Source organism: Hydrogenimonas cancrithermarum, from assembly GCF_030296055.1.
GTDB lineage: Bacteria > Campylobacterota > Campylobacteria > Campylobacterales > Hydrogenimonadaceae > Hydrogenimonas > Hydrogenimonas cancrithermarum.
Genome location: NZ_AP027370.1, coordinates 443982 through 466434, shown reverse-complemented (window position 1 = coordinate 466434; position 22453 = coordinate 443982). Strand labels below are relative to the sequence as shown.

Here is a 22453-nt window from a genome sequence, read left to right as displayed (position 1 = left end):
CGACTTTTAATCAGAGATCTCTTTACGATTGAAAGCACGTTCTTAAGTGATTCGTTGTAAAATCAAACCAAAAAACGGGTGACGATGCGAAACTTTTTCCTACTTTTTTTGCCTTTACTGTTGGCGGCACAGATTCACTATGCCAAACTCGAACCGGTTGAGACATATGTCATTAAAGCGGCGGCATCGGGACAGATATTGAAAGCGCTCGAGTCGAGCGAGGGGACATACGGCCGCGGCGACGTGATTGTGCAAATCGACGACCGTGTTGACAGAGCACAAAGGAAAGCGCTGACGCTTTCGCTGAATGTTTTCAAAGAAACCCTTCTGCTGACCGAAGAGATGCTCGAGAACCAAAAAGCGGTCTATCAGAAAGACTACGACTACTATCTGCGTACCAAAGATCTCAAAACCAAGTCCAAAACGGAAAAAGACCGCATCTATAGTACGATGATGGCATCGAAAAATCAGATACTGACACTGAAGGAGAAGATGGCAACCCTGAAGAAACAGATAGCCGACACCGAGTATCAACTGGTGATGCTCGATGACAGAATCGAAAAAAAAGCGGTCCGGGCCAAGGGGCTTTACATCTATAAAGTGGCGGTCCGAGAAGGCGATTTCGTCAATCCCGGTGCGCTTCTTCTCAAAGCGATGGATCTTTCCAAGGGGCGCCTCGTACTCTATCTCGATGCCGACGAAGCTGCCGATGTACAAAAAAAGAGGATCTATCTGGATGGAAAACCGACAAAACTTACATTCGACAAAATAATCCGGGTGGCCGACGATGTGCATATCTCCGCCTATCGTGCCGAGATTGTCCTCGATCATCCCGGCAAACTCTTTTCGAAACTCATCAAAGTGGAGATCAAATGAAAATCACAGCCTGTCCGCTCGACTGTTACGATGCCTGTGCGGTGGTGGTGGATCCGGAAAGTCTGAAAATGACAGGATTGCCACAACACCCTTTCACACGTGGTGCACTCTGTCCTCATCTGAATCGCCATATCAAAGAAGCTCGGCGTATCACTGCACCAAGGATCGACGGTAAAGAGGTTTCGATGGAAGAGGCGCTTGAAGCCGTTGCCGAGGCGATCAGAGAGGCGGGAGAGGATTTTCTGCTCTACCGCGGTAGCGGCAATGTCGGTTTTATGCAGTCTGTTACCGAACACTTCACGGCGGCCTACGGTGGATGGACGACCGAAGGGTCGCTCTGTGACGGTGCGGGACAGGCCGGTATCGAAGCGGGGCGCGGTGTTTCACTGGCATTGCCCCCCGAATCGATCGAGCAGGCCGATGCGATTATCGTATGGGGACGCAATGTCTCGGTAACCGATCCGCATATGATGGAACTTCTGAAAAACAAAACACTGATCGTCATCGATCCGGTTAAGACAAAGGTAGCCAAAATGGCGGATCTCTATCTTCAGATCCGGCCACGAAGCGATTTCTATCTCGCCGTGCTGCTTTCGCGTTTCATGTTTATGGAGGATATGGAAGACAAGCGCTTTATGGAAGAGCGATGCGAGGATGCGGAGTGGTATTACGATTTCCTACGTACCTTCCGGGTCCGTGTCTCTTTGGAAAAGTGCGACATCGCCCTTGACGATTTGGGTGATTTGCTCTATCAGATGCAGAACAAAAAGTGCGTTTTCCTTGTCGGAACCGGTGTGCAGAAATACTCGATCGGCGATCAGGTACTGCATGCGATCGACGGTTTGGCTGCGGTTCTTGGATTTTTCGGAAAACCGGGATGCGGCGTGAGTTTTCTTTCCGATTCGATGGCCGGTTTCGAATCACCTTTTGACGTTTCGCCCAAGAAAGTTGCAAAACCCATCGTCCCTTTCGGACGGTTCAAGACGGTATTGGTGCAGGGTGCCAATCCGATGGCGCAGATGCCGGGGCTGAAAAAGGTCGAGGAGGAGATGGCACGGGTCGAAAATCTGATCTATTTCGGATTGTATGAAAACGAGACGAGTTCCCGGGCTCGTATTGTCCTGCCTGCAAAAGATTTTTTGGAGAAAGAGGATCTTCGTCTCAGTTATGCGCATCCCTACGTTCAGCCGATGCCGAAGATCAAAGCGGCGGAGTACGGCATCAGCGAATACGAGCTGACGAAATTTCTGTTTGAGAGTTTCGGCTTCGAGGGATTGAAAGAGGAGCGCTTTTACATTCGATCGATGCTCGATCAGTGTATCGAAGAGGGTGATCTGCTCAAGTCGCCTGCGTACGATAAGCATCCTTATGAAGAGGAATTTGACACCGACAGCGGCAACTTCGAGTTTCTCGAAGAGTTCGAGGACGATTTCGACGACGAAGAGGATGGCCTTTGGCTGCTGACGCCAAAAAGTCCCCATTCTCTGAACAGTCAATTCAGACGCGAAAGCCATGTATGGCTCCACCCTTCGCATGGATTCAAAGAGGATGAAAAAGTACGCATTCTCTCGGAACATGGAGAAGTGGAGCTGCCTGTCAGGGTGAGCGAAGATATTCGAAGCGATTCGGTGCTGATCTATGCCGGGACTCCCGGCGTCAACTACTTGACCCCGCCGACAAAGAGTCTGATGGGCAAAAGCGCCTGCTATCAGGAAGTGAAAATAACATTGGAGAGAGTATGATGAATTTGAAAGAGATGGATCAAACCTACGTTCTGCCGACCTATGCGAGAAATTACGTACACTTCGTAAGGGGCGAAAACTCGATGCTCTACGATGCCGAGGGGAAAGACTATGTCGATTTTGGCAGCGGTATCGCCGTCTGCAGCGTCGGACACGGCAATCCTCGTTTGGCAAAGGCGATCTGCGATCAGGCACAAAAACTCATCCATACCTCGAACCTTTACCTTATAGAGCCGCAGGCGAGGCTGGCGAAACGTCTCGCGGAACTGAGCGGCTACGATGTGCAGACATTTTTCGCCAACAGTGGGGCCGAAGCGAACGAAGGGGCCATCAAAATCGCACGGCGCTACGGCGAAGTGGAAGGGGAGGTCAAGCGCTACAAGATCATCACGCTCGAGCACTCTTTCCACGGCCGTACCATCACTGCACTCAAGGCGACGGGACAGGAGGCGATGCATACCTACTTCGGCCCTTTTCCGGATGGATTCGTCTATGCCCGAAATATCGAACATATTTACGATCTGATCGACGATCACACCGTCGCGGTGATGATTGAACTCGTTCAGGGGGAAGGTGGTGTTCAGCCAATGGAGAAAGCGGAGGTGCAGAAACTGGCTGAAACACTGAAAAAGCGCGATATCCTGCTCGTCGTCGATGAAGTCCAGACGGGTATCTACCGTACCGGCGAGGTGCTGGCTTCCAACCTCTACGGAATAACTCCCGATATCGTTACGCTGGCAAAAGGGCTTGGCGGTGGCGTACCGATCGGTGCGATCATGACGACACACAAAGGCATTCTCAAAGCGGGCGACCACGGCAGTACATTCGGCGGCAACTTTCTCTCGACCCGCGCAGCGCTCGAGGTGCTCGAGATTCTGGAAGGGCACAAAAACAGCGGTGAACTCGACCATATGCTGATACTGTTCGAAGAGAGGCTCAAAAGGGTCGCGGCGAAACATCCGGAGCTTTTCGACAAAGAGGTGGGGGTCGGTTTTATGCGCGGTTTGCGTGTCAAAGAGGGCAAAGATGCCGGCGATATTATCAAGGCGGCATTCGATGCACGTGTCGTCGTACTGAAAGCCGGAAAAAATACCGTCCGCTTCCTGCCCGTTCTGACAATTACAAAAGAGGAGATGGAACTTGGCTTTGAACGGTTCGAATCTGCGCTGGCAAAGCTGTAGCCTACTGGCCAAATATATGTTGAACCAGCGAAGAAGCCACTTGGATGGCACCAATGCGCCATTCTCCTCACCGGCAGGCGCACATGGGGTGGAGACGCGCTTGTTTGAAGTGATTCTCAAACCATCGAAAGTGGTTGTAGCGCTCTTCACTGCTTCACTCCTTTATGCAGGTGAGGCAGATGCGCTTCTTTCAACCCTGAAGCAGAAGACACTTCAGCTGAAGCGTGAAAAAAACAGTGCGGACAGCGGACAGCTCGAATACAGCTGGATCAATCCGATCACTGTCAGCTACGGCTATAGCCGCTCCGATCAGTTCGATCGTATTCAGACCAACCGGTCACTCTCGGTCGGCGTCGACCAGCCCATTTTTAAAAGCGGAGGCATATGGTATGCCGTAAAGTATGCAAGAGCGACGCGAAAAGTGGGTGACCTGAGCATCGAAGCGGAGAGACGCACACTGATCAAGCAGGTCGTGGCGACGCTGTTCAATTTCAAAAAAAACGCTTATCAGATCGAAAAGCAGAAACTTCTGATCGAGAATGACCGTATCGATATCGAGCGGAAAAAAGAGCGGTTTCTGAGCGGCGATCTCGACAGCGGTTTTCTGGATCAGGCGATTTTGAAAAAGAATCAGGATACGATGACGCTCTATACGCTGCAAGATAGTAGAGCACAGCTGCAGATGACGTTCAAGAACCTGAGCGATCTCGATCCCGAGAGAGTCAAACTTCCCCGTTTCAGCCTGATGGATAAAGAGACATTTCTGAAAAACAATATCGATCTGGCACGCGTGAGAGAGGAGATTGTCCAGAAAGATTACTTCAATACGATGACATGGACACGATATATGCTGACCCTATCCGTGCAGGGAAACTATGTCAAACCCTATGAAAACACGTCGGTATTCGGAGGTTCGCTTCCCAACGCCCTCGATCCATACTACTCCTATGGATTCAGAATCTCGATTCCGCTGGATGTCACTTCCTACCATACCATCCAGTCCACCCGTGCCGATTATCTGCGCGCGAAGATCAGTTTTTCGGACAAGAGACGTGAAGCCGACAACAGCTATGTCGCGGCACTCAAACGTCTCGATGTGATCGATCGTATGATCGGCCTTGCAAAAGATGATGAAAAACTCTATGCCTCACTCGTCGAGAGTACAAAAGAGCAGGTCGATGCGGGGGAGATGACGGTGTATGACCTTCAGACGATGGAAAACTCCAGGATGATCCGCCAACTCGATCAGAAAATTTTCGATCTCGACAAACAACTGGTCTTGCTTGACCTTTACGAGAAGAGCTATGAAGCCGTTCAGTGAGTATATGAACGAGTGGCTTTACGGGCCCGAAGGGTACTATGCCACCTTCAAAGCGATCGGGAAAGAGGGGGACTTCTACACGGCCGTCAGTACAAGCCGATTTTTCGGTGCGACGATCGCCCACTATATGATTTCGCTCGTCAAGGCAGGCAAACTTGCTCCAGACCTTCATCTGGTCGAGATCGGTGCGCATCAGGGCTATCTTTTGGGCGACATGATCGAGTGGATCGCGCAGGAGGCACCTGAACTACTCGAGACGATGAAATTCGGCATTGTCGAGCGATTCCTTTCCCTTCGAAAGGTTCAGCTGGACTACTTTGAAACCCGTTTCGGCGATGCTGTCGAGCTTTTGCACTATTGCGATGCAAGCATCATTGGAGCCAAAGAGGCATTCGTCGTGGCCAACGAGATTTTCGACGCATTCCCCTGTGACCTCGTTTATAAAGGGAAAACAGCGCTGGTAGACGATACACATACGATCCATTTCGAAGGGGATGATGGCCAGGTCATCGCACTTGCCGAACGATACGGCCAGACGAAAGGGGAGGTGGCCCGCGGCTATGAATCGTTTGCGGCTTCACTTTTCGGGGGGGCCGAAAAGATCGTTTTCGTCTCTTTCGATTATGGTGAAAAAGAGGTGCGTAACGACTTTTCGATTCGTATCTACAAAGGGCATGAGGTCTTCCCGCTTTTCGAAGAGGGGCTCGATCTCAAAGCGCTGTTCGGGAAGAGCGATATAACCTACGACGTCAACTTCGCACATGTCATAGACGCTTTCGAAGCGGCCGGTTTCATGACCCATGCCTACAAAACCCAGCTTAGAGCGCTGACGGAGTATGGCCTTCCCGATTTGCTTGAACAGCTCGCCAAGCTTGGCAGCCAGACCCTCTACCTTCGTGAATTGAACAAGATAAAAACCTTAATCGATCCTGCGATGATGGGAGAGCGGTTCAAACTGGTTGAATTTCACAAGAATATCGGCTAAAATAGAGCCATGAAAAGAATAATAATTATCGCCACATTAATTTTGTCGTCTTTGCTCGTCGCCGATGAATCGAACGGATGGAAGCCGCTGCACGAAGCCGTTTTCAAGAGTGATATGGGTTCCACGGAACGGCTTGTGGCAAAAGAGGATTGTGACATCGACTGCCAGTCGAAAGCGGGAATTTCGCCGCTTCACATCGCAGTGAAAACGCGGAACCTGAAAATGGTCGACTATCTGCTCGAGAACGGTGCCGATGTGGATATTCAGGACAACAACGGATACACCCCGCTGCTGTATGCGATAAGCCAGCGGCGGTTGAAGATCGTCAGGGCACTCGTCATGCACGATGCCGATGTCAACCTTCCCAACAATGCCGGCATCACACCGCTCCAGCAGGCGGCATACACCAACGATTTTTCTATCGTAGATTTTCTGCTCGACCACGGTGCGGATCCGGATCTTTTAAATGCCAACGGGATCAATGCCTGTGAACTGGCCTATGTCAAGGGGAATTTTTCCATGGCCCATCATCTGCTCTCCTATACGCATGGGGAGTGTGGGAAGTATGCGGATGAGTTGAACACGACAAAAGAGGGGGAGATGAAATGAAAATCATAGTCAACGGAGAAGAGAAACAGTTCGAAGAGGGCACGACACTTGCCGAAATTATCGAAAAACTCGGCATCGCCGATAAAGTGATGGCTGCCGCCGTCAATATGGAGGTCGTCAAAAAAGATAATTGGCCTTCGTTCGCCCCGAAGGAGGGGGATAAAATCGAACTGTTACATTTTGTCGGCGGTGGGTGACGACTCGATCGCCGCGACCGCGATCGCAAAACCGCCATCGTGGGCGATGGAGAGTGATGTCGAAACGATCTTGTAACGTTTTACGAGATCGGAAGGGAGTCTGAAAAAGGGTGCACCTTTTTCATCTTTTTCTATTTTGATGTCATGAAAGCCGAGTTCCGAACCGATACCCGTACCAAGCGCTTTGGCGATCGCCTCTTTGGCCGCCCAGAATCCCGCAGCAGTCTCGGCTCTCTTCACGAGTGAGATCTCCTCTTCGAGCAGATAGCGCCGTAAAAACTTCTCACCGTGCTTTTGCAATGACGATTCGATGCGATCGATGACTACGATGTCGACACCGATCATTGAATGACGAACTCCGTGAAATAGACGTGGCGTATTTCACCATCCTCGAGATGCTTGTTGATCTGATTGAGGATCTCCTCTTTCAGCTTCTCTTTTCCCTTTGCCGTTGTGATCTCCTCGACCGTTTTGGATGAAAGTATGGAGATGACGATATCGCGAATGAGGGGTGTCTTTTTATCGAGCTCCGGTGTCAACTCTTCGCTGTCCTCTTCCATATTCATTTTGACCACCAGATACCTTCGGCCGTTTTCGCTCATGAGGTTGACGGTGAATTTGTCGAGAGGATACATCGGGCCGACTCCCATCTCCTCATTGTTTCGTCTGGATCGTTTCTTCTCGATCTTCTCCTGCTTGATGGTCGTATCGTCGATGGTTTCATCGTCTCCCGACAGCATCAGATAGGCCACGACACCGCCTATGGCAAGAACCAGTACCAGAAGAACGACGATAAGAATCAAGACGATGTTGCTGCCGCCTTTTTTCTGCGTTTCCGAGCCTTCGCTCTCCTGGGACTCTTCTTTCTCTTCTTCGGCCATATTGTTCTCCTTTTTTTCTACGCATTTCTTGAAGTAGTATCGTCTTTTTGATATCGAAGTTAAGTATTATACCCGGCAAATGCGTGATTCAGCGTCCATTGGTTCCCTTTTGGATAAAATAGCGGTAAAAAACGAAAGATTTTTAAATGGCGATAAGTTGGATAGAGATTTTTTTTGCATGGGTCGGCAGGCCTGTCCTTCATCTTTATAACAGAATGGCCGACTTCGGACGTTTTATCGAGTTTCAGGTTGGGTTGATCCCTCTCTATTTCAAGCGGCCCTATCGTCTACGGGAGTTTTTCCAGCAGATGGAGAGTATAGGAATCGGGACGCTGGGTGTCATTTTGCTGACGGCGCTCTTTACCGGAATGGTAGAAGCGATCCAGCTCTACCACGGTTTTCACCGCTTCAGTGCCGAGAACTTCATGGGCTACACGATTTTCGTCTCGATTTCAAGAGAGCTGGGTCCGGTCTTCGCCGCGCTGATGCTCATTTCGCGCGCGATCAGTGCGATGGCTGCGGAACTCGGCACCATGCGGGTGACCGAACAGATCGACGCGATCGAAACGCTTGCGGTCGATTCGAAAAAGTACCTGATCATTCCCAGAATTCTCGCGACGACGCTCTCGCTGCCTTTACTGGTCATTACATTCGATTTCGTAGGAAATATCAGCGCCTATCTAATCTCCACCGAGGCGCTGGGGGTCAATCCGGTGGCATATCAGAACACTATTCAGCAGTATCTCGTCTTCGCAGATATCGGTACGGGTGTGTTGAAAGCGTTCGTTTTCGGATTTTTGATCAGCTCTATCGGAACTTATCTGGGTTATATCGCAAGAGGTGGGGCACGGGGTGTGGGGCAGGCGACGACGTCCGCCGTCGTCTATTCGGCGGTGACGATCTTCGCCGCCAACTATTTTCTATCGTCGCTCTTTTTGCTGCTGGACTGGTAAAGGCATCTTACTCACAGCGGTCGATGCCGAGCCTGTGTATAAGTGTATCGAAAAAGGCTCCCGCCTCTTTGTCGTAGTCGTCGTGAAACTCGATCGAGACAAACCCCCGGCCGTCGCCCTCTTCGACGCTGCATATCTCTATCTGGCACTCGGGGCGCCATGAGAGCTGATCGACGGTGTCCAAAATTTTCTGTTTTTCATTCTCGTCTTTGTAGAACAGTTCGAGTTTTTCATACCGCTCTTCATGAGAGTGGATGGCGGTGATGGAGTCAAGAATATCGGACATTTGAAGCTTTCTTTCGTAATTTAAAGTTGTATGTTTGTAAAATATGGGACCGATTATATCAAAAGGAATCTGATGAATCCGCTTCTCAATCCAAAATCACATTTCAATCTCGCCAACCTCTTTACAATGGTCAACATCACATGCGGTCTTGTCGCGACCTATTTCATCACTCAGAACAACTTTTTCTATGCCATCGTCTTTGCTTGGATCGGTGGCGCTTTCGACATTTTCGACGGTAAGATTGCACGAAAATTCAACCTTTCCAACGAATTCGGCATACAGCTCGATTCGTTCGCCGATTTTCTCTCCTTTGTATTGGTTCCGGTTTTTTTGATTTTTCAGGCCGTATATACGCATTTGGATGGATTTTGGTTCAATATCGGCGTGGTTGCAACCGTTTACTATGTCATCAGCGGATTGAGGCGTCTCATCCAGTTCAATATCGATGCCGAAGCGGGTGAAGTCGGAAAGTTTTTTGTCGGCGTACCCACACCGCTGGGCGCCATCTTGCTCTGGCTCGTCTACCTCGGCTACACCTATGGCGTTCTACCCGGCCAAATGGTTATATTGTTCATGGTCGTCATCGGTTGGCTTCTCAACTCGACGTTGAGAGTACCGCATCCCTGATTTGAAGTAGAGACTCTTACATCCACTCTACGACTTTGGCGACCTCTTCTGCGATGTAGCATTTTATCGGTGTTTCGAACGCCGGTTTGTTGGGTACGATGGCTTTGGTGAAGCCGAGGGTGTTGGCTTCCCTGAGGCGTTGTTCGAGGTGGAAGACCTCGCGGATGTCGCCGATGAGGCTCACTTCGCCGATAAAAACGCTCTCGTCGCTCAATGGACGGTTTCTGAAGCTGCTGATGATGGCGGCGATGATAGCCAGGTCGGCAGCGGGTTCGTTGATCTTGATACCGCCGGCGATATTGACGAAGACGTCGTACTGGTTGAAAGGGAGTTCGAGTTTCTTCTCGAGCAGTGCCAGAAGCATCGTCAGGCGGCTGGCGTCATAACCGGTCGTGGAGCGTTTGGGGTTGCCGTAGCCGCTGTCGGCGACGAGCGCCTGTACCTCGATGACGAGCGGCCGGGTTCCTTCCATGATGACGGTGACGGCACTCCCGGCCTGCGGTTTGCCGCGGCTGAAGAATTTGGAGGCGATGTTCTTGGCACTCACCAGCCCCTCTTGTGTCATTTCGAAGATTCCCACTTCACTGGTGCTTCCGAAACGGTTTTTGAACGCGCGCAGCATTCGTATCTCTTTGCTGGAATCTCCTTCGAAATAGAGCACTGTATCGACCATATGTTCCAGTACGCGAGGTCCGGCGATGGACCCCTCTTTGGTGATGTGGCCGATGATGAAGATCGGTATCTGCTTCTCTTTGGCCAGGCGCATCAGGTCGAAAGTGATGGTGCGCACCTGGGTGACGCTTCCGGGTGCGGATGGGACCGCTTCGGAGTAGAGGGTCTGGATGGAGTCGATGATGATGAGGTCGTAGCCGGCTGCGGCGACTTCGGCCATCACCGCTTCGAGACGGATTTCACTCAGAAGATAGAGGTCGTCATGGTTGGCGCCGAGTCGGTTGGCCCGCATCTTGATTTGCCCGCCCGATTCCTCGCCGCTGACATAGAGCACTTTTTTTCTCTGTTGGGCAAGGTTGCCGCCGATTTTGAGCAGCAACGTAGACTTTCCGATCCCGGGGCTTCCGCCGATGAGCACCAGCGATCCCGGGACGATACCGCCGCCGAGTACCAGGTCGAGTTCGCTGTCACCGCTCGTGAAGCGTGAAACCTCCTCCTCCTGAATCTGGGTAATCGGATGCGCTTTGGAGGGTGCGGCCGTCGTTTTGGAGATTTCGTTCAGTACCTTCTGCTGTTCGGCGGAGAGTTCGATGAAGCTCTCCCATGCGCCGCAGCTGGGACATTTGCCCATCCACCTGGCACTCTGCATACCGCACGCCTGGCACTCGTAGATCGACTGTTTCTTTTTAGCCATTCGATTCGAGATCTTCCGCTTTGTAGGCTTTCAGAACAGTACCGTCGGGCCTCAGCACTTCGATGCGGTCGCTATTTTCGTTGATACCGAGCCGGTAGGTTTCGCCACTGCTTCGCTCGCTGACGAAGTGTTTGGAGAGCAGGTTGTACCCGTCTTTGTCGAGCAGCGCTTCGAGCCTGGCGCGCTGCGCTTCGGTGAGGCTGTGAAGATCGACATGGTGCGTTTTTCCTGAGGATGGGACGGCATTCTCCTCCTCTTCGATGAAGATGGCATCAAGAATCGTGTTGACGAACTCTTTGGGATCGAAAGGGATCAGGTCTTCGGCTTTTTCGCCCACACCGACATAATAGATGGGCAGTTTCAGCTCTTCGGCGATACTGAAGAGTGCCCCTCCTTTGGCTGTGCCGTCGAGCTTGGTGATGATGATACCGTCGATGTCGATCATCTCCTTGAACGCCTTGGCCTGGTTGATGGCACTGTTGCCCTGCGTACCGTCGAGGATCAGGATTTTTCGGTGCGGAGCCCCCTCCATCGCCTTGCCACAGACGCGGACGATCTTTTTGAGCTCTTCGGCCAGATTGGTCTGGGTATGCAGGCGTCCTGCCGTGTCTATGATGACATGGTCGATCTGTTTCGCTTTGGCGGAGTTGATGGCATCGTATGCGACGGCGGAGGGGTCGTGCCCCTGTTTGGTGTAGACGATGGGAACGTCGATCTTTTCGGCCCAGGTTTTGAGCTGTTCGATCGCTGCGGCCCTGAACGTGTCCGCGGCTCCGAGAAGTACGGTTTTTCCTTCGCTTTTATATCGCTGGGCGAGTTTGGCGATCGTGGTGGTTTTTCCGGCACCGTTGACACCGACGATCAGTTCGACGAAGGGTTTTTCCCCGTGCGGTTCGATCTTTTCGGCACTGTACATGAAAAGAGAGATGAGCGTGTTATAGAGCTGAATGCGTTTGACCGTTTCGGGAAGCGATTCGACGATCTTCTCGACGAGATCGTAGCTGACATCGGCCTCGAGCAGCAGGTCTTCGAGCTCGTCGCGGCCGATTTTTTCGCGCTTGACGGGGGTCGTGGACTGAATCGCCTCAACCGTCTTTTTCAGCCCCTTTTTTAAAAAACCGAACATCCTATTTCACCTCCTTGAGCGCCTCTTTGATGTCGCTTTCAAGCATCTCTTCGGGGACCATTCCGATGTAGTGGCGGAAATATTTGCCGTTGACGAACAGTACCATCATGGGAATGGAGAAATTTTTGGGCTGGTGGAGCATGTCCGCGGTGGTGGCGGCGATCAACATGTTGTCGGGGGCATTGGAGACGAAGTAGTTGATACCATGTCCTTCGACAAACCGCTTCAGCTCAGCCGGGTGTTTGCTCTCGACGAGAACACCGATAATTTTCAGTTTACCGGCATATTTTTTCTGCAGATTCGCCAGATGTGGGATTTCGGCACGGCATGGCGGGCACCAAGTGGCGAAAAAATCGAGCATGACGACAGGTTCTTCGACGCTGAAGAGGAATCCCCCATCCTCCAGCTTCGCGCTTATCGTCCGATTATCCTCTTTCAGGGTGAAAGAGACCGGAGACTCTTTAGCCTCTATCTGTGTACCGGTTTGCTCCTTTTTCTCTTTTTCCCCGCAGCCGGCCATAAACAGGGCGATAAATATCAAAGTGATCGAAGTCAGATGTTTCAAGTTCATAAAATACCTTTTGGTTAAAATAGCGGTTATTATAGGATATTGGGGCTTAAAAATGGACAAGAAAATTTTTCGGGAAATCTGTATCGAACGTTTGAAAAAGATAGAGAAAAGTGGTAGGCTGTATCGGAACAGGATCGTTTTGAAACGTCTTGAAAATATTATTAAAAAGAATAATCCAAAGTCGGTTCTTCTCTATCTTCCGATGGGGCATGAAGTTGACGTAAGACCGTTTTTCAGGCGTTTTCGAAAGGGCATGAAAATTTATGTGCCGTTTATGGAAGGAAAAAGTTTTAAATTGGTACAATATAGATTACCGCTGCGTAAAAAGCGTTTCGGTATCCATGAACCAATGAATTCACACTTTCATCTGTCAAAAATAGATATGGCGGTCGTTCCGGTTGTGGGGGTTGACGGAAGACTCCGCCGCATAGGATTTGGAAAAGGTATGTACGACAGATTTTTTGCATCACTGAAAACGAAACCTTTGACGGTTTTCGTTCAGCTTGCGAAATGTTATACGAAACGACACATCACCGATGATTACGATATCGAAGCCGATATCTATGTAACCCCCGAAGATATTATTGTCCGAGGGAAACAGTATGTTAACAGAGCTTATCATAGGAGGTGCGGCAGCCACGGTTAGCGGTGTTGCAGCATTTTTTATTACCAAAAAAATCGACGCTTCGAAATACGATATCTATGTCGAACAGGCCAAAGCGAAGGCCAAAGCGATCGAGCATGAAGCGGAAGTCGTTCTGCAGAATGCGAAACTGCGGGTTACGGAAGCGGAACTCGCGGCGAAACAGAAATACGAAGAGGAACTTGCGCGCCTCAACAGCGAGTTCAACAATCGGCTTTCACAGCTCGAAAAACGTGAAGAACAACTGGCGAAAAAGCTTGAAGAGGAGCTTGAACAGGTCGCTGAAGAGCGGGAAGCGGTCAGGGCGGAAAAAGCTGCGATCAAAATGGCACAGCAGCAGCTGGAGATGCTTAAAGATGAGTATGAGGCCAAACGCAGGGAGGCTGTAAAGGTCCTGGAGCGTGCTTCGGGTTTGACGGAGGCGGAAGCGAGAGAGCTTGTGCTCAAACATGCGGAGGAGGATGCGCGTGGCGAGATCGCCCATATTGTCCGCAGATACGAGACGGAGGCGAAAACCGAAGCGAAACGTAAGGCCAACTATATTCTGGCACAGGCGACGACACGCTATGCGGGTGAGTTCGCCGCGGAGCGCCTCATCAACGTTGTCCATCTTCCGGATGACGAACTCAAAGGGCGCATCATCGGGAAAGAGGGGCGAAACATCAAAACGCTCGAGATGCTGCTTGGTGTCGATATCATTATCGATGATACACCGGGTGCGATCATTCTCAGCAGTTTCAACCTCTACCGGCGTGCCATCGCGACGCGTACGATCGAACTTCTTATCGAAGATGGCCGTATTCAGCCGGCACGCATCGAAGAGATCTACGAGAAGGTGACCGAAGAGTTCGAACAAAAGGTGCTGGAAGAGGGTGAGCAAATCGTGATAGACCTCGGACTTTCACCAATGCATCCGGAGCTGATGAAACTCATCGGACGCCTGCGCTATCGTGCAAGCTATGGGCAGAATGCACTTGGCCATTCACTCGAAGTGGCGCATCTCGCAGGTATTATGACTGCCGAGATGGGCGGTGACGAGGTCCTTGCCAAGCGTGCCGGCATTCTGCACGATATCGGCAAAGCGTTGACGCATGAGTATGCGGGCAGCCATGTCGATTTGGGAGCCGAGGTGTGTCGCCGTTACAAAGAGCATCCAGTCGTCATCAATGCGATCTATGCCCACCATGGCCATGAAGAACCCGAGACCATCGAGTGTGCCGCCGTCTGTGCCGCGGATACGCTCTCTGCGGCTCGGCCGGGTGCACGGCGCGAAGTTCTCGAGAGCTTCCTGAAACGGGTCAAAGCGATCGAGGAGATCGCCACATCCAAACCGGGTGTTCACCACGCCTATGCGATCAACGCTGGACGGGAGGTGCGAGTCATCGTCAACGCCACTTTGATCAACGACGACGAAGCGATACTTCTGAGCAAAGAGATTTCCGAAGAGATCGAAAAGAGTGTACAATACCCGGGAGAGATCAAAGTCAACGTTATCCGTGAAACCCGTGCAATAAATTACGCCAGATAGGAGTTGTTTTAACATGTCTAAAAAAAGTGAAAATCGTTGCGGCCAGATCAAAGCCTACTTCAGACGTGAAGAGCGGTATGAAGGGCTTCAGCTTGTATTCAAAGAGCATCCGGAATTGAAAGATGAAATTCTCGAAGCGATCGAAGAGGCGAAAAGAGAGACGGGTGCCGATCCGGTCGTCTTTGAAAACCGCTGTACGAAAGATAGCTGTCCCGATGCTTTCTATATCGAGTTCAACGACGATTACGACAAAGACGGCGGTGACTTTTTTGAGATTGTACTCAAAAAGCTCGGCATCGATAAGTGTGAGCAGTAGCCCTATCCCGCAAACTTCTTACTCTCTTCCAGGTTGACGTCGGAGTCGTCGTAGGGATCGAGATGGATATTGATAAGCCAGTCGGCTTTCGGGTCGATCTCCTTGATTTTGGCTTCGACACTGTCGCCGATGCGGTGCGCTTCGAGGAGTGACATCTCCGGTGTGAAGACCAGGTGGACATCGACAAAGTAGTCGTTGCCCGCCTTTCGGGTTCTAAGCCAGTGGTAGTCGTTGACGCCCGGTTCCGATTCGATCACCTCTTTGATTTTTTCTACGATCTCATCGTCCAACGAGACATCCAGCAGCACCAGGACACCTTCTTGAATCAGTTCGAATGCCGAATAGACGATATAGATGGCGATGAGAATACCGAGGATGGCATCGATCAAGTAGAAGTCGGTAAAGTAGATGACGACGAGAGAGACGAGAATGGCGCCGTTGCTGAGTAGGTCCGTTTTGTAGTGGAGCGCGTCGGATTTAATGACCATATTCTGTGTGACGCGAGCCACATGGTTCAAGAACATGACCAACGCACCGGTCATCACGAGCGAGACGACCATAACACCGATTGAAATGTCCAGATGGGTGACCGGCTCGGCATGCATAATCTTCTGGATCGCTTGATAGAAGATGAAAAATCCCGAAAGGGTGATGATGACACCTTCGATGACCGCGGCGATCGCTTCGATCTTCCCCCGGCCGTAGTTGAACTTTTCATCCGCCGGTTTTTCCGCGTTCGTGACGGCAAATAGATTGAACAGCGAGACGGCAAGGTCGAGACCCGAGTCGATAGCCGATGCAAGAACGGCCACCGAGCCGCTAACGATTCCGACGATCAGTTTTATGACGACGAGTGTAACGGCTACCGAGGAACTGACGATGGTCGCTCTCTTTTGCAATGTCATTGATTTTCTCCAGAGAAAGAATTTCGAAGATTTCCGAATTTTATCTTATTTAAACTATAATCCTCTTTATGAAAATCGAAGAAATCATCAAAGAACGTGAATCGTGGCTGAGGTGGAAGAATGTCGCACCGATCAGGGATGCGATGAAGGATCTTCCACAAATAAAGGATGCCGAGGTCGAACTTGGGGACTGGATCAGGTTGCGATCGGACTCGGTTACGCCGGAACAGCGATCTGTGATTTACGAGGTGGCGAAGAAGATGATGCCATGGCGGAAAGGCCCTTTCGATCTCTTTGGCATTCGTATCGACAGCGAGTGGCAGAGTTTCAGAAAGTACAATCTGCTGCGGCCTTATATGGACCTCGAAGGTAAAATGGTCGCTGACGTCGGATGCAACAACGGTTACTATATGTTTCGGATGCTCGAATTTTCCCCGAAACTGGTTCTGGGGGTCGATCCTTCCCCGATTTTTCGATCCCAGTTCGATCTGATCAACCGATATGTTCGAAGCGACAGACTGCGCTATGAGATGCTTGGCATTGAACATATGGCGGGTTTCGCCGATATGTTCGATACACTCTTCTGTCTTGGCGTGCTTTATCACAGGAGCGATCCGATCGTGGCATTGAAATCTTTGAAACGGAGTCTCAAAAAGGGTGGCGAGCTGATACTCGACACCTTCATGATCGAAGGAGAGGAACCCGTGTGCCTGGTACCGGAGTCGACCTATTCGAAAATTTCGAATGTCCACTTCGTCCCGACCGTTCCCGCATTGGAAAATTGGTGTAAAAAGGCGGGCTTCGAGCGTTTCGAAGTACTCGATATCGTCAAGACGGAACCCGAAGAGCAGAGAAAAACGGAGTGGATGGAGGGGCAGAGCCTCGAAGAGTTTCTCGATCCGGATAACCCGGATTTGACGATTGAAGGGTATCCTGCACCCAGACGCGTCTATGTAAGATGTTACAGAAAATAGGGGAGAAGATGGCAGAAGAAGAGAGAGAAAACGAAGATACGTTGCAGACGGAACATTCGGGAACGGAGCGAGAGAAAGTGGAACTCAAAACGCATCAGCGTATCAATCAGTCGCTTTGCGGTGTCTTGGTGGAACTGGATGACGGATATGCGAAAGTGGAGCTCGAAACGACGCGGGATATGGTCGTCGACGAGATGGGCCTGGTTCATGGAGGGTTTACTTTCGCCGCGGCCGATTTTGCCGCCATGGCTGCGGTGAACGACCCCAACGTCGTACTGGTCAGCAGTGAGTGTCGTTTTCTCTCACCGGTGAAGGTGGGAGACAAAGTGGTTTTCGATGCGAAAGAGCTCTATAAAGAGGCAAGAAAGAGAAAGATCCATGTGGTGGGTTATTTCGAAGATATCAAAGTCTTCGAAGGAGAGTTTATGGCGGTGGTACTCGAACGCCATGTCCTCAAACTCAAACTCCTCAAAGAGGAAGAGGAGTAGCTGGGGTCGGTATCAGATCATCCGCAGCCAGTAGGGAATGTTCCGCTTTTCGGCTTCGAGTGTCGTGCTTGGACCGTGGCCGGGATAGAGGGTGGCGTTTTTTGGATGGGCCAACGCCTTTTCGAGACTCCTCTTCATCGCTTTCGGGTCTGAATAGGGGAAGTCGACGCGCCCGATGGAGCCTTTGAAAAGGAAATCTCCGCAAAACCAGTTGTCGCCGATCTCGAGGGCGCTGCATCCTGGGGTATGGCCGGGAAAGTGTTGGAATTTGATCGGAGTCTGTTCGATGTTCACAGTTTCGTCCGGTTTGACCGCGACATCGGCATGGCTTGGTGGCGTCCCCTGGCCGAAGGGATCGTTTTCCAGCATGAAAAGATCTCCTTCGGGGCAGAAAATCGGGATATCCAGCTTCTCTTTGATCTCCTGATTGCTCCAGACATGGTCGAAGTGCCCGTGGGTGTTGAGAATGGCGACAGGGTTTTTGACATGTTTCAAAACCCATTCGGTGGCATCGACTCCCGGATCGACGATAAAATCTTTCCCGTCGACCGTGACGATATAACAGTTGGTCTGGTAGGGGCCCATGGGTTGCATCTGTATCTGCATGGTATAATCCCTTTATGGAATTTTTCGATGAAACTTTACGCGCTATGTGTGAAAGTGACCCCTCAAAAAAGGGGGAACTGGTTGAGCAATTGTACACAAATTTACGCCAAAACAGGCTGACGTTCGATCACGATTCGCCGGTGGAGCGTCCTGAAAGACCCTCCTATGCACAGATCGTCACGATTGTCCGTCCACGTGACGTACCCAAACGAAAACATTTCGATACCGAAGAGGGGCAGGGTGTGCTTCTGCATGCGGTGGCACACATCGAGTACAGTGCGATCGATCTGGCGCTCGACTCGGCCTACCGTTTCCGAAATATGCCGCATGGGTACTATGCCGATTGGATCGAAGTGGCACACGACGAGGTTCGACACTTTCGGATGCTCGACGCTTTGATGCGGCGCATCGGGGTTCGCTACGGCGACTACCCGGTCCATACCTCGCTGTTCGATGCAGGGCGAAAGAGTGGAGGGGATATTCTGGAGCGTATGGCCGTGGTACCGCGCTACCTGGAGGCCAACGGCCTCGATGCGAACCCGAAAATCATTCAGAAGCTGAAAAGCTACCCCTCTACACCGATGCTCGAAGCGATATCGGAGGCGCTCGGGATTATTCTCGAGGAAGAGATCGACCATGTGACCAAAGGGGACAGATGGTTCCGGTATGTCTGCGACAAGCGCGATCTCGATCCCGGGGTCTATTTCGAAATCATCGAGCGCTTCTATCCGGGTATGGAGAAACGGAACTTTCAGCTCAATGTCGAAGCGCGCCGCGCAGCCGGTTTCGCATGTGACGAACTGAAACGAATGGGTGCGAAAAAATGTGAATAAGTCGACCTTACAATGCTCAACTATATATAAAAGCTGCGATTAATACTAATATCAGTATTATGAACACAATATATTTTCACAGGAGCATTTTGTATGGCACGTGAGATTCCTTTTTTCAAACCGGACATCAGCAACGCAGAACGTCAGCAGATTGAAGAGGTACTTGATCTCCAAGGTGCTTCGAAGATCGAAGATCTCGAAAAAGCGTTCATGAAAAAGACTGGAGCGACCTATGCCGTTTCGGCCAACAGCGGAACATCGGCACTTCATTTGGCGATGTGTGCAATGGATCTCAAACGCGGCGACAAGATAATCTGCTCCGTCAACTCTTTTCCTTCCGTTCCGGAAGTGGTGCGTCACTTCGACGCCGAGCCGATATTCGTCGATATCGACAGTGAAGATTTCAATATCGATTTGGACGCTTTCGAAAAAATACTCGAAGAGAACAAGTCGAAAAAACTCAAAGGTGCCATCATCAACCATGTCGGCGGCCAGCCGACCGATCTCGAGCGGCTCTACGATATCGCGAACCGTTTCAACATCAAGATCGTCGAAGATGCCAGTGACGCGCTTGGCGGCACCTACAAAGGTGATCCGATCGGTGCTACGGGTGCGGATATCACCTGTTTCAGTTTTTCACCCCATATGAAACACTCCGTCGCCAATGCCGGAATGCTTCTGTGTGAAGACGATACCCTTTATGAGCGTTCCGTACTGTTGCGCAACCATGCTATCCAGTCGAGTGGATGGGACCGTTACGGCAACCTCGAATATATGTACGATGTCGTCGACATCGGCTGTAAGTACGACATCAGCGTTCTCGACGCAGCCTATGCACTGGCCCAGTACAATCGCGTGGACAAGATGATCGCACGGCGTCTTGAGATCGCGAAGATGTATGACGAGCGGCTTGCAGGGGTGAATCATGTAACGCTGCCCGTCAAAAAGCGCGATCATATCTATCAGCTCTATATCATTCGCATCGACCGGAACCGTGACGGCTTCGCACGCGCACTCAAAGAGCGTGGCATCCATACCGGGCTGCACTACATTCCGCTTCACCTGATGAGCTACTACAAACAGAAATACAGCCTGCGGGTCAACGACTTCCAGCAGGCACTCCAGACCTACCAGCAGGTTCTTTCGTTGCCGATCTACCACAACATGAGCGACAGTGACGTCGAATATGTCTGTAACATGGTCAAAGAGGTCGCCGCCGAACACATTTGATGCACCGCTTCGTCGCTTTTTTCGAAAATCTTTTCTACCGGCCCAAGTGGTATCACTGGTCGGTAGCGTTTGTATTGCTTCCGTTCTCTCTCCTCTACGCTTCTGCCATGTGGATACGCCGAAGGGTGGCAAAACGCAAAAACTTCGGGATCCCCATCGTCAGCATCGGCAATCTGCTCGTTGGCGGCAGCGGTAAAACCCCTATGGCCATTGCGCTTGCCATACATTTTGAAAAACCGGCAGTCATCCTGCGAGGTTATGGACGAAAAAGCCGCGGCCTTGTCGTCGTGAGCGAGTGGGGAAAGATCCAAGCCGACATCGAAACGAGTGGCGATGAAGCGATGCTTCTTGCCCGCTCGCTTCCAAAGGCTACCGTCATCGTCGCTGAAGATCGCATCGAAGCGGTCGAAAAAGCCAAAACGATGGGTGCGAAGATAGTTTTTCTTGACGATGGTTTCAGCAAAGTTGCGATCGAAAAATTCGAAATACTTCTTTATCCCGCGAACATACCCAACCCCCTTCCGCTTCCTTCCGGTCCGTTTCGTGAATTCCCTTCGGAGAGAAAGTTCGCCGACCTCGTACTGGTCGAGGGAAAAGATTTCGAGCGTGTCGTCACTTGCGAAGGGTGCAGCGAGCCGATGCTGCTCGTGACCGCCATCGCCAATCCACATCGACTCGAGCCTTTCTTGCCGAAGAGTCTCGTCAAAGGCCGCCTGATTCTTCCCGACCACGCCTGGTTCGATGCCAAAGCGATCGAAGAGGCAATGAAAAAGCATGGTGTCGAAAAGATTCTCACGACCGAAAAAGATGCCGTGAAACTGGAAAAATTCGGATTCGATATGGCACTTTTGAAACTGAAACTGGATATCGACGAACGATATCTTCTCCAAATACAACGAGCCGTTTTGTCCGGCCGGCACTATGATCAGTAAAATTTAATAAAATAATAAGTTATATTGATTTAATATGGGAACGTGACGATGTATGAACAGGATGGAGAGAATAAGATATAGGTATGTGACGAGGCGAAAAAAGCGGTAAATGTCTCGTAGCGAGAGAGGTGAAAGCGTGAGACGGGTGTTACAGGATTTCATCGTCAGAGAGTGGCTTCTGCTCGCCTCGTTGGTCGGGGTGGTGGCCACCTCTTTCTATCGTGGTGCTTTTCCACTCTATACGCCCAAAGATGTGGAGCCCATTTTTCTACTCTTCGCACTCTTCGTCGTGGTCAAGGGCATCGAAAACAGCAATCTCCTCCTCAAAACCGCGACGGTTCTCGAACGGGGTGCGCTGTTGCCGGCGAAACTCGTGATCATCACGTTTCTGCTCTCGATGGTCGTGACGATCGACGTGAGCCTCGTGACGATGCTGCCGATCGTTCTCTCTCTCAATGTTCGCCAGAGGGAGAACCTCGCCATTCTCGTGGCGCTCACCGCCCATGTGGGTGCCGCCCTGACGCCTTTTGGAACACCGCAGAATCTTTTCATCTACTCTTTCTACGATGTAGATACCCTGAGGTTCATCGAAACGATCGCCCCCTTTTCCATCGGAATGTTGCTCTTTTTCCTGGTCGTCTCCTTTTTCATGAAAGCGACGAAGGAGACTTCGTTCCGACGCAAGAAACGGCCGGTCGAAAAACCGATGGCACTGAGCTATCTGGTGCTGCTGGGAATCGTCGTATTGTGCGTTCTGCGGCTTTTGCCAGTGGGGACGGCGGTACTGGCCCTCGTTTTCGTCCTTTTTTTCGACCGTCGCAGCTTGAAGGTGGACTATGGACTGCTTCTAACCTTTCTGGCGTTTTTGGGGCTCACGGCCAATATCAAGGAGATGATCGGTGGGATGATCCACCATCCGGGACACATTTTCATCCTTTCGGCGTCGATGAGCCAATTCATCAGCAATGTGCCGACGACTCTGCTTTTGAACAGATTCACGGGAGAATGGGAAGCACTTCTATGGGGGACGAATGTCGGTGGATTCGGAAGCCTCGTCGCGGCCCTGGCGAATCTCATCACCTACAAACTCTACGTCGCCTATGGCGACAGGCAGCGTGTCGGGATTTTTGCGAAAAAATTCGTCGTTGCAGGCTATGTAGCGTTCTTCGTCGGCTTTCTCATCCATTTTGTCTGTTACGACTATCTCTATGGTGATTTTGAGAGACTCATCGTTTTTTTATTTCAGACCTGATATACTCCAATCCACTACGATCCAT

Annotated in this window: 25 protein-coding genes and 1 pseudogene; 18 read left to right on the top strand and 8 right to left on the bottom strand. The window is 51.0% G+C overall.

The window, feature by feature from the left end; genetic code table 11:
* The first annotated feature begins 108 nt into the window (after positions 1-108).
* From QUD54_RS02365 to thiS, 7 genes are read left to right on the top strand one after another with little or no spacing between them, the layout of a single operon-like run.
* Entirely contained in the window at positions 109-876 is a 768-nt protein-coding gene (locus QUD54_RS02365; RefSeq protein ID WP_286337360.1) for an efflux RND transporter periplasmic adaptor subunit, read from the top strand.
* Positions 873-2618 (top strand): molybdopterin-dependent oxidoreductase, encoded by a 1746-nt coding sequence (locus QUD54_RS02360; RefSeq protein WP_286337359.1) that lies wholly within the window; start codon positions 873-875, stop codon positions 2616-2618. Before QUD54_RS02365 ends, QUD54_RS02360 begins: the two co-directional genes overlap by 4 nt.
* A complete protein-coding gene (locus QUD54_RS02355; protein WP_286337358.1) occupies positions 2615-3799 on the top strand; it encodes an aspartate aminotransferase family protein in 1185 nt (394 codons plus the stop codon). The genes QUD54_RS02360 and QUD54_RS02355 overlap by 4 nt, the downstream gene beginning before the upstream one ends.
* Positions 3759-5120, top strand: a complete 1362-nt coding sequence (locus QUD54_RS02350) for a TolC family protein (protein ID WP_286337357.1) — start codon at positions 3759-3761, stop codon at positions 5118-5120. Before QUD54_RS02355 ends, QUD54_RS02350 begins: the two co-directional genes overlap by 41 nt.
* Complete coding sequence (locus QUD54_RS02345) at positions 5104-6105, top strand: SAM-dependent methyltransferase (RefSeq protein ID WP_286337356.1); 1002 nt, start codon at positions 5104-5106, stop codon at positions 6103-6105. The genes QUD54_RS02350 and QUD54_RS02345 overlap by 17 nt, the downstream gene beginning before the upstream one ends.
* A 9-nt stretch (positions 6106-6114) precedes the next feature.
* Positions 6115-6714, top strand: coding sequence for an ankyrin repeat domain-containing protein (locus tag QUD54_RS02340; protein WP_286337355.1), 600 nt, complete (start codon positions 6115-6117; stop codon positions 6712-6714).
* The gene (gene thiS, locus QUD54_RS02335) at positions 6711-6911 is read left to right on the top strand and encodes a sulfur carrier protein ThiS (protein ID WP_286337354.1); all 201 of its coding nucleotides are present in this window, start codon (positions 6711-6713) and stop codon (positions 6909-6911) included. The genes QUD54_RS02340 and thiS overlap by 4 nt, the downstream gene beginning before the upstream one ends.
* Here thiS and acpS read toward each other — a convergent pair.
* Positions 6888-7256 carry a holo-ACP synthase gene (gene acpS / locus QUD54_RS02330; protein WP_286337353.1) on the bottom strand — a complete coding sequence of 123 codons (369 nt, stop codon included), beginning with the start codon at positions 7254-7256 and terminating at the stop codon, positions 6888-6890. The genes thiS and acpS overlap by 24 nt on opposite strands.
* On the bottom strand, positions 7253-7792 hold the full coding sequence (gene fliL / locus QUD54_RS02325; protein ID WP_286337352.1) for a flagellar basal body-associated protein FliL: 540 nt from the start codon (positions 7790-7792) through the stop codon (positions 7253-7255). Before fliL ends, acpS begins: the two co-directional genes overlap by 4 nt.
* 146 nt (positions 7793-7938) lie before the next feature.
* Here fliL and QUD54_RS02320 point away from each other — a divergent pair, with 146 nt between their 5' ends.
* Positions 7939-8745 (top strand): MlaE family ABC transporter permease, encoded by an 807-nt coding sequence (locus QUD54_RS02320; RefSeq protein ID WP_286337351.1) that lies wholly within the window; start codon positions 7939-7941, stop codon positions 8743-8745.
* A 7-nt stretch (positions 8746-8752) separates the two neighbouring features.
* Here QUD54_RS02320 and QUD54_RS02315 read toward each other — a convergent pair whose 3' ends face one another.
* The gene (locus tag QUD54_RS02315) at positions 8753-9031 is read right to left on the bottom strand and encodes a hypothetical protein (protein ID WP_286337350.1); all 279 of its coding nucleotides are present in this window, start codon (positions 9029-9031) and stop codon (positions 8753-8755) included.
* A 72-nt stretch (positions 9032-9103) separates the two neighbouring features.
* On the opposite strand from QUD54_RS02315, the gene QUD54_RS02310 reads away from it, so the two are divergent.
* Complete coding sequence (locus QUD54_RS02310) at positions 9104-9658, top strand: CDP-alcohol phosphatidyltransferase family protein (RefSeq protein WP_286337349.1); 555 nt, start codon at positions 9104-9106, stop codon at positions 9656-9658.
* A 16-nt stretch (positions 9659-9674) separates the two neighbouring features.
* Here the strand turns inward: QUD54_RS02310 and radA are convergent, their stop codons facing one another.
* The 3 genes and pseudogenes from radA to QUD54_RS02295 all read right to left on the bottom strand — a co-directional run bounded on the left by radA (position 9675) and on the right by QUD54_RS02295 (position 12721).
* Positions 9675-11024, bottom strand: coding sequence for a DNA repair protein RadA (radA, locus tag QUD54_RS02305; protein WP_286337348.1), 1350 nt, complete (start codon positions 11022-11024; stop codon positions 9675-9677).
* Positions 11025-11283: 259 nt separating this feature from the next.
* Positions 11284-12150 (bottom strand): annotated as a pseudogene (gene ftsY, locus QUD54_RS02300) (signal recognition particle-docking protein FtsY); the annotation flags it as partial.
* 1 nt (position 12151) lies between these two features.
* Positions 12152-12721: a TlpA family protein disulfide reductase gene (locus QUD54_RS02295; protein ID WP_286337347.1), complete on the bottom strand. Its 570-nt coding sequence runs from the start codon at positions 12719-12721 to the stop codon at positions 12152-12154.
* A 10-nt stretch (positions 12722-12731) separates the two neighbouring features.
* Between QUD54_RS02295 and QUD54_RS02290 the strand changes: the two genes are divergently transcribed.
* Genes QUD54_RS02290 through QUD54_RS02280 form a run of 3 tightly spaced genes read left to right on the top strand, consistent with a single transcriptional unit; the run spans position 12732 to position 15208 of the window.
* Positions 12732-13367: a 5-formyltetrahydrofolate cyclo-ligase gene (locus QUD54_RS02290; protein WP_286337346.1), complete on the top strand. Its 636-nt coding sequence runs from the start codon at positions 12732-12734 to the stop codon at positions 13365-13367.
* Complete coding sequence (gene rny, locus QUD54_RS02285) at positions 13324-14892, top strand: ribonuclease Y (protein WP_286337345.1); 1569 nt, start codon at positions 13324-13326, stop codon at positions 14890-14892. The genes QUD54_RS02290 and rny overlap by 44 nt, the downstream gene beginning before the upstream one ends.
* 13 nt (positions 14893-14905) lie before the next feature.
* Positions 14906-15208, top strand: coding sequence for a hypothetical protein (locus tag QUD54_RS02280; RefSeq protein WP_286337344.1), 303 nt, complete (start codon positions 14906-14908; stop codon positions 15206-15208).
* Between the two features lie 2 nt (positions 15209-15210).
* Here QUD54_RS02280 and QUD54_RS02275 read toward each other — a convergent pair whose 3' ends face one another.
* Positions 15211-16113, bottom strand: coding sequence for a cation diffusion facilitator family transporter (locus QUD54_RS02275; protein ID WP_286337343.1), 903 nt, complete (start codon positions 16111-16113; stop codon positions 15211-15213).
* A gap of 68 nt (positions 16114-16181) precedes the next feature.
* Between QUD54_RS02275 and cmoB the strand changes: the two genes are divergently transcribed.
* Entirely contained in the window at positions 16182-17087 is a 906-nt protein-coding gene (gene cmoB / locus QUD54_RS02270; RefSeq protein ID WP_286337342.1) for a tRNA 5-methoxyuridine(34)/uridine 5-oxyacetic acid(34) synthase CmoB, read from the top strand.
* Positions 17088-17095: 8 nt separating this feature from the next.
* Positions 17096-17575 carry a hotdog domain-containing protein gene (locus QUD54_RS02265; RefSeq protein WP_286337341.1) on the top strand — a complete coding sequence of 160 codons (480 nt, stop codon included), beginning with the start codon at positions 17096-17098 and terminating at the stop codon, positions 17573-17575.
* A 12-nt stretch (positions 17576-17587) separates the two neighbouring features.
* Here QUD54_RS02265 and QUD54_RS02260 read toward each other — a convergent pair whose 3' ends face one another.
* Positions 17588-18181: an MBL fold metallo-hydrolase gene (locus QUD54_RS02260; RefSeq protein WP_286337340.1), complete on the bottom strand. Its 594-nt coding sequence runs from the start codon at positions 18179-18181 to the stop codon at positions 17588-17590.
* A gap of 89 nt (positions 18182-18270) precedes the next feature.
* On the opposite strand from QUD54_RS02260, the gene QUD54_RS02255 reads away from it, so the two are divergent.
* From QUD54_RS02255 to QUD54_RS02240, 4 genes are all read left to right on the top strand, one after another.
* Positions 18271-19014, top strand: coding sequence for a ferritin-like domain-containing protein (locus QUD54_RS02255; protein ID WP_286337339.1), 744 nt, complete (start codon positions 18271-18273; stop codon positions 19012-19014).
* A gap of 93 nt (positions 19015-19107) precedes the next feature.
* On the top strand, positions 19108-20244 hold the full coding sequence (locus tag QUD54_RS02250) for a DegT/DnrJ/EryC1/StrS family aminotransferase (RefSeq protein WP_286337338.1): 1137 nt from the start codon (positions 19108-19110) through the stop codon (positions 20242-20244).
* A complete protein-coding gene (locus tag QUD54_RS02245; RefSeq protein WP_286337337.1) occupies positions 20244-21176 on the top strand; it encodes a tetraacyldisaccharide 4'-kinase in 933 nt (310 codons plus the stop codon). Before QUD54_RS02250 ends, QUD54_RS02245 begins: the two co-directional genes overlap by 1 nt.
* 136 nt (positions 21177-21312) lie before the next feature.
* A complete protein-coding gene (locus QUD54_RS02240) occupies positions 21313-22428 on the top strand; it encodes an SLC13 family permease (protein WP_286337336.1) in 1116 nt (371 codons plus the stop codon).
* The last annotated feature ends 25 nt before the right edge of the window (positions 22429-22453 follow it).

Coding starts and splice junctions, on each gene's coding strand:
- QUD54_RS02360 (WP_286337359.1), top strand. CDS start 873: ATGAAAATCACAGCCTGTCCGCTCGACTGTTACGATGCCTGTGCGGTG.
- QUD54_RS02355 (WP_286337358.1), top strand. CDS start 2,615: ATGATGAATTTGAAAGAGATGGATCAAACCTACGTTCTGCCGACCTAT.
- QUD54_RS02345 (WP_286337356.1), top strand. CDS start 5,104: ATGAAGCCGTTCAGTGAGTATATGAACGAGTGGCTTTACGGGCCCGAA.
- QUD54_RS02340 (WP_286337355.1), top strand. CDS start 6,115: ATGAAAAGAATAATAATTATCGCCACATTAATTTTGTCGTCTTTGCTC.
- thiS (WP_286337354.1), top strand. CDS start 6,711: ATGAAAATCATAGTCAACGGAGAAGAGAAACAGTTCGAAGAGGGCACG.
- acpS (WP_286337353.1), bottom strand. CDS start 7,256: ATGATCGGTGTCGACATCGTAGTCATCGATCGCATCGAATCGTCATTG.
- fliL (WP_286337352.1), bottom strand. CDS start 7,792: ATGGCCGAAGAAGAGAAAGAAGAGTCCCAGGAGAGCGAAGGCTCGGAA.
- QUD54_RS02320 (WP_286337351.1), top strand. CDS start 7,939: ATGGCGATAAGTTGGATAGAGATTTTTTTTGCATGGGTCGGCAGGCCT.
- QUD54_RS02315 (WP_286337350.1), bottom strand. CDS start 9,031: ATGTCCGATATTCTTGACTCCATCACCGCCATCCACTCTCATGAAGAG.
- QUD54_RS02310 (WP_286337349.1), top strand. CDS start 9,104: ATGAATCCGCTTCTCAATCCAAAATCACATTTCAATCTCGCCAACCTC.
- radA (WP_286337348.1), bottom strand. CDS start 11,024: ATGGCTAAAAAGAAACAGTCGATCTACGAGTGCCAGGCGTGCGGTATG.
- QUD54_RS02295 (WP_286337347.1), bottom strand. CDS start 12,721: ATGAACTTGAAACATCTGACTTCGATCACTTTGATATTTATCGCCCTG.
- rny (WP_286337345.1), top strand. CDS start 13,324: ATGTTAACAGAGCTTATCATAGGAGGTGCGGCAGCCACGGTTAGCGGT.
- QUD54_RS02280 (WP_286337344.1), top strand. CDS start 14,906: ATGTCTAAAAAAAGTGAAAATCGTTGCGGCCAGATCAAAGCCTACTTC.
- QUD54_RS02275 (WP_286337343.1), bottom strand. CDS start 16,113: ATGACATTGCAAAAGAGAGCGACCATCGTCAGTTCCTCGGTAGCCGTT.
- cmoB (WP_286337342.1), top strand. CDS start 16,182: ATGAAAATCGAAGAAATCATCAAAGAACGTGAATCGTGGCTGAGGTGG.
- QUD54_RS02265 (WP_286337341.1), top strand. CDS start 17,096: ATGGCAGAAGAAGAGAGAGAAAACGAAGATACGTTGCAGACGGAACAT.
- QUD54_RS02260 (WP_286337340.1), bottom strand. CDS start 18,181: ATGCAGATACAGATGCAACCCATGGGCCCCTACCAGACCAACTGTTAT.
- QUD54_RS02250 (WP_286337338.1), top strand. CDS start 19,108: ATGGCACGTGAGATTCCTTTTTTCAAACCGGACATCAGCAACGCAGAA.
- QUD54_RS02245 (WP_286337337.1), top strand. CDS start 20,244: ATGCACCGCTTCGTCGCTTTTTTCGAAAATCTTTTCTACCGGCCCAAG.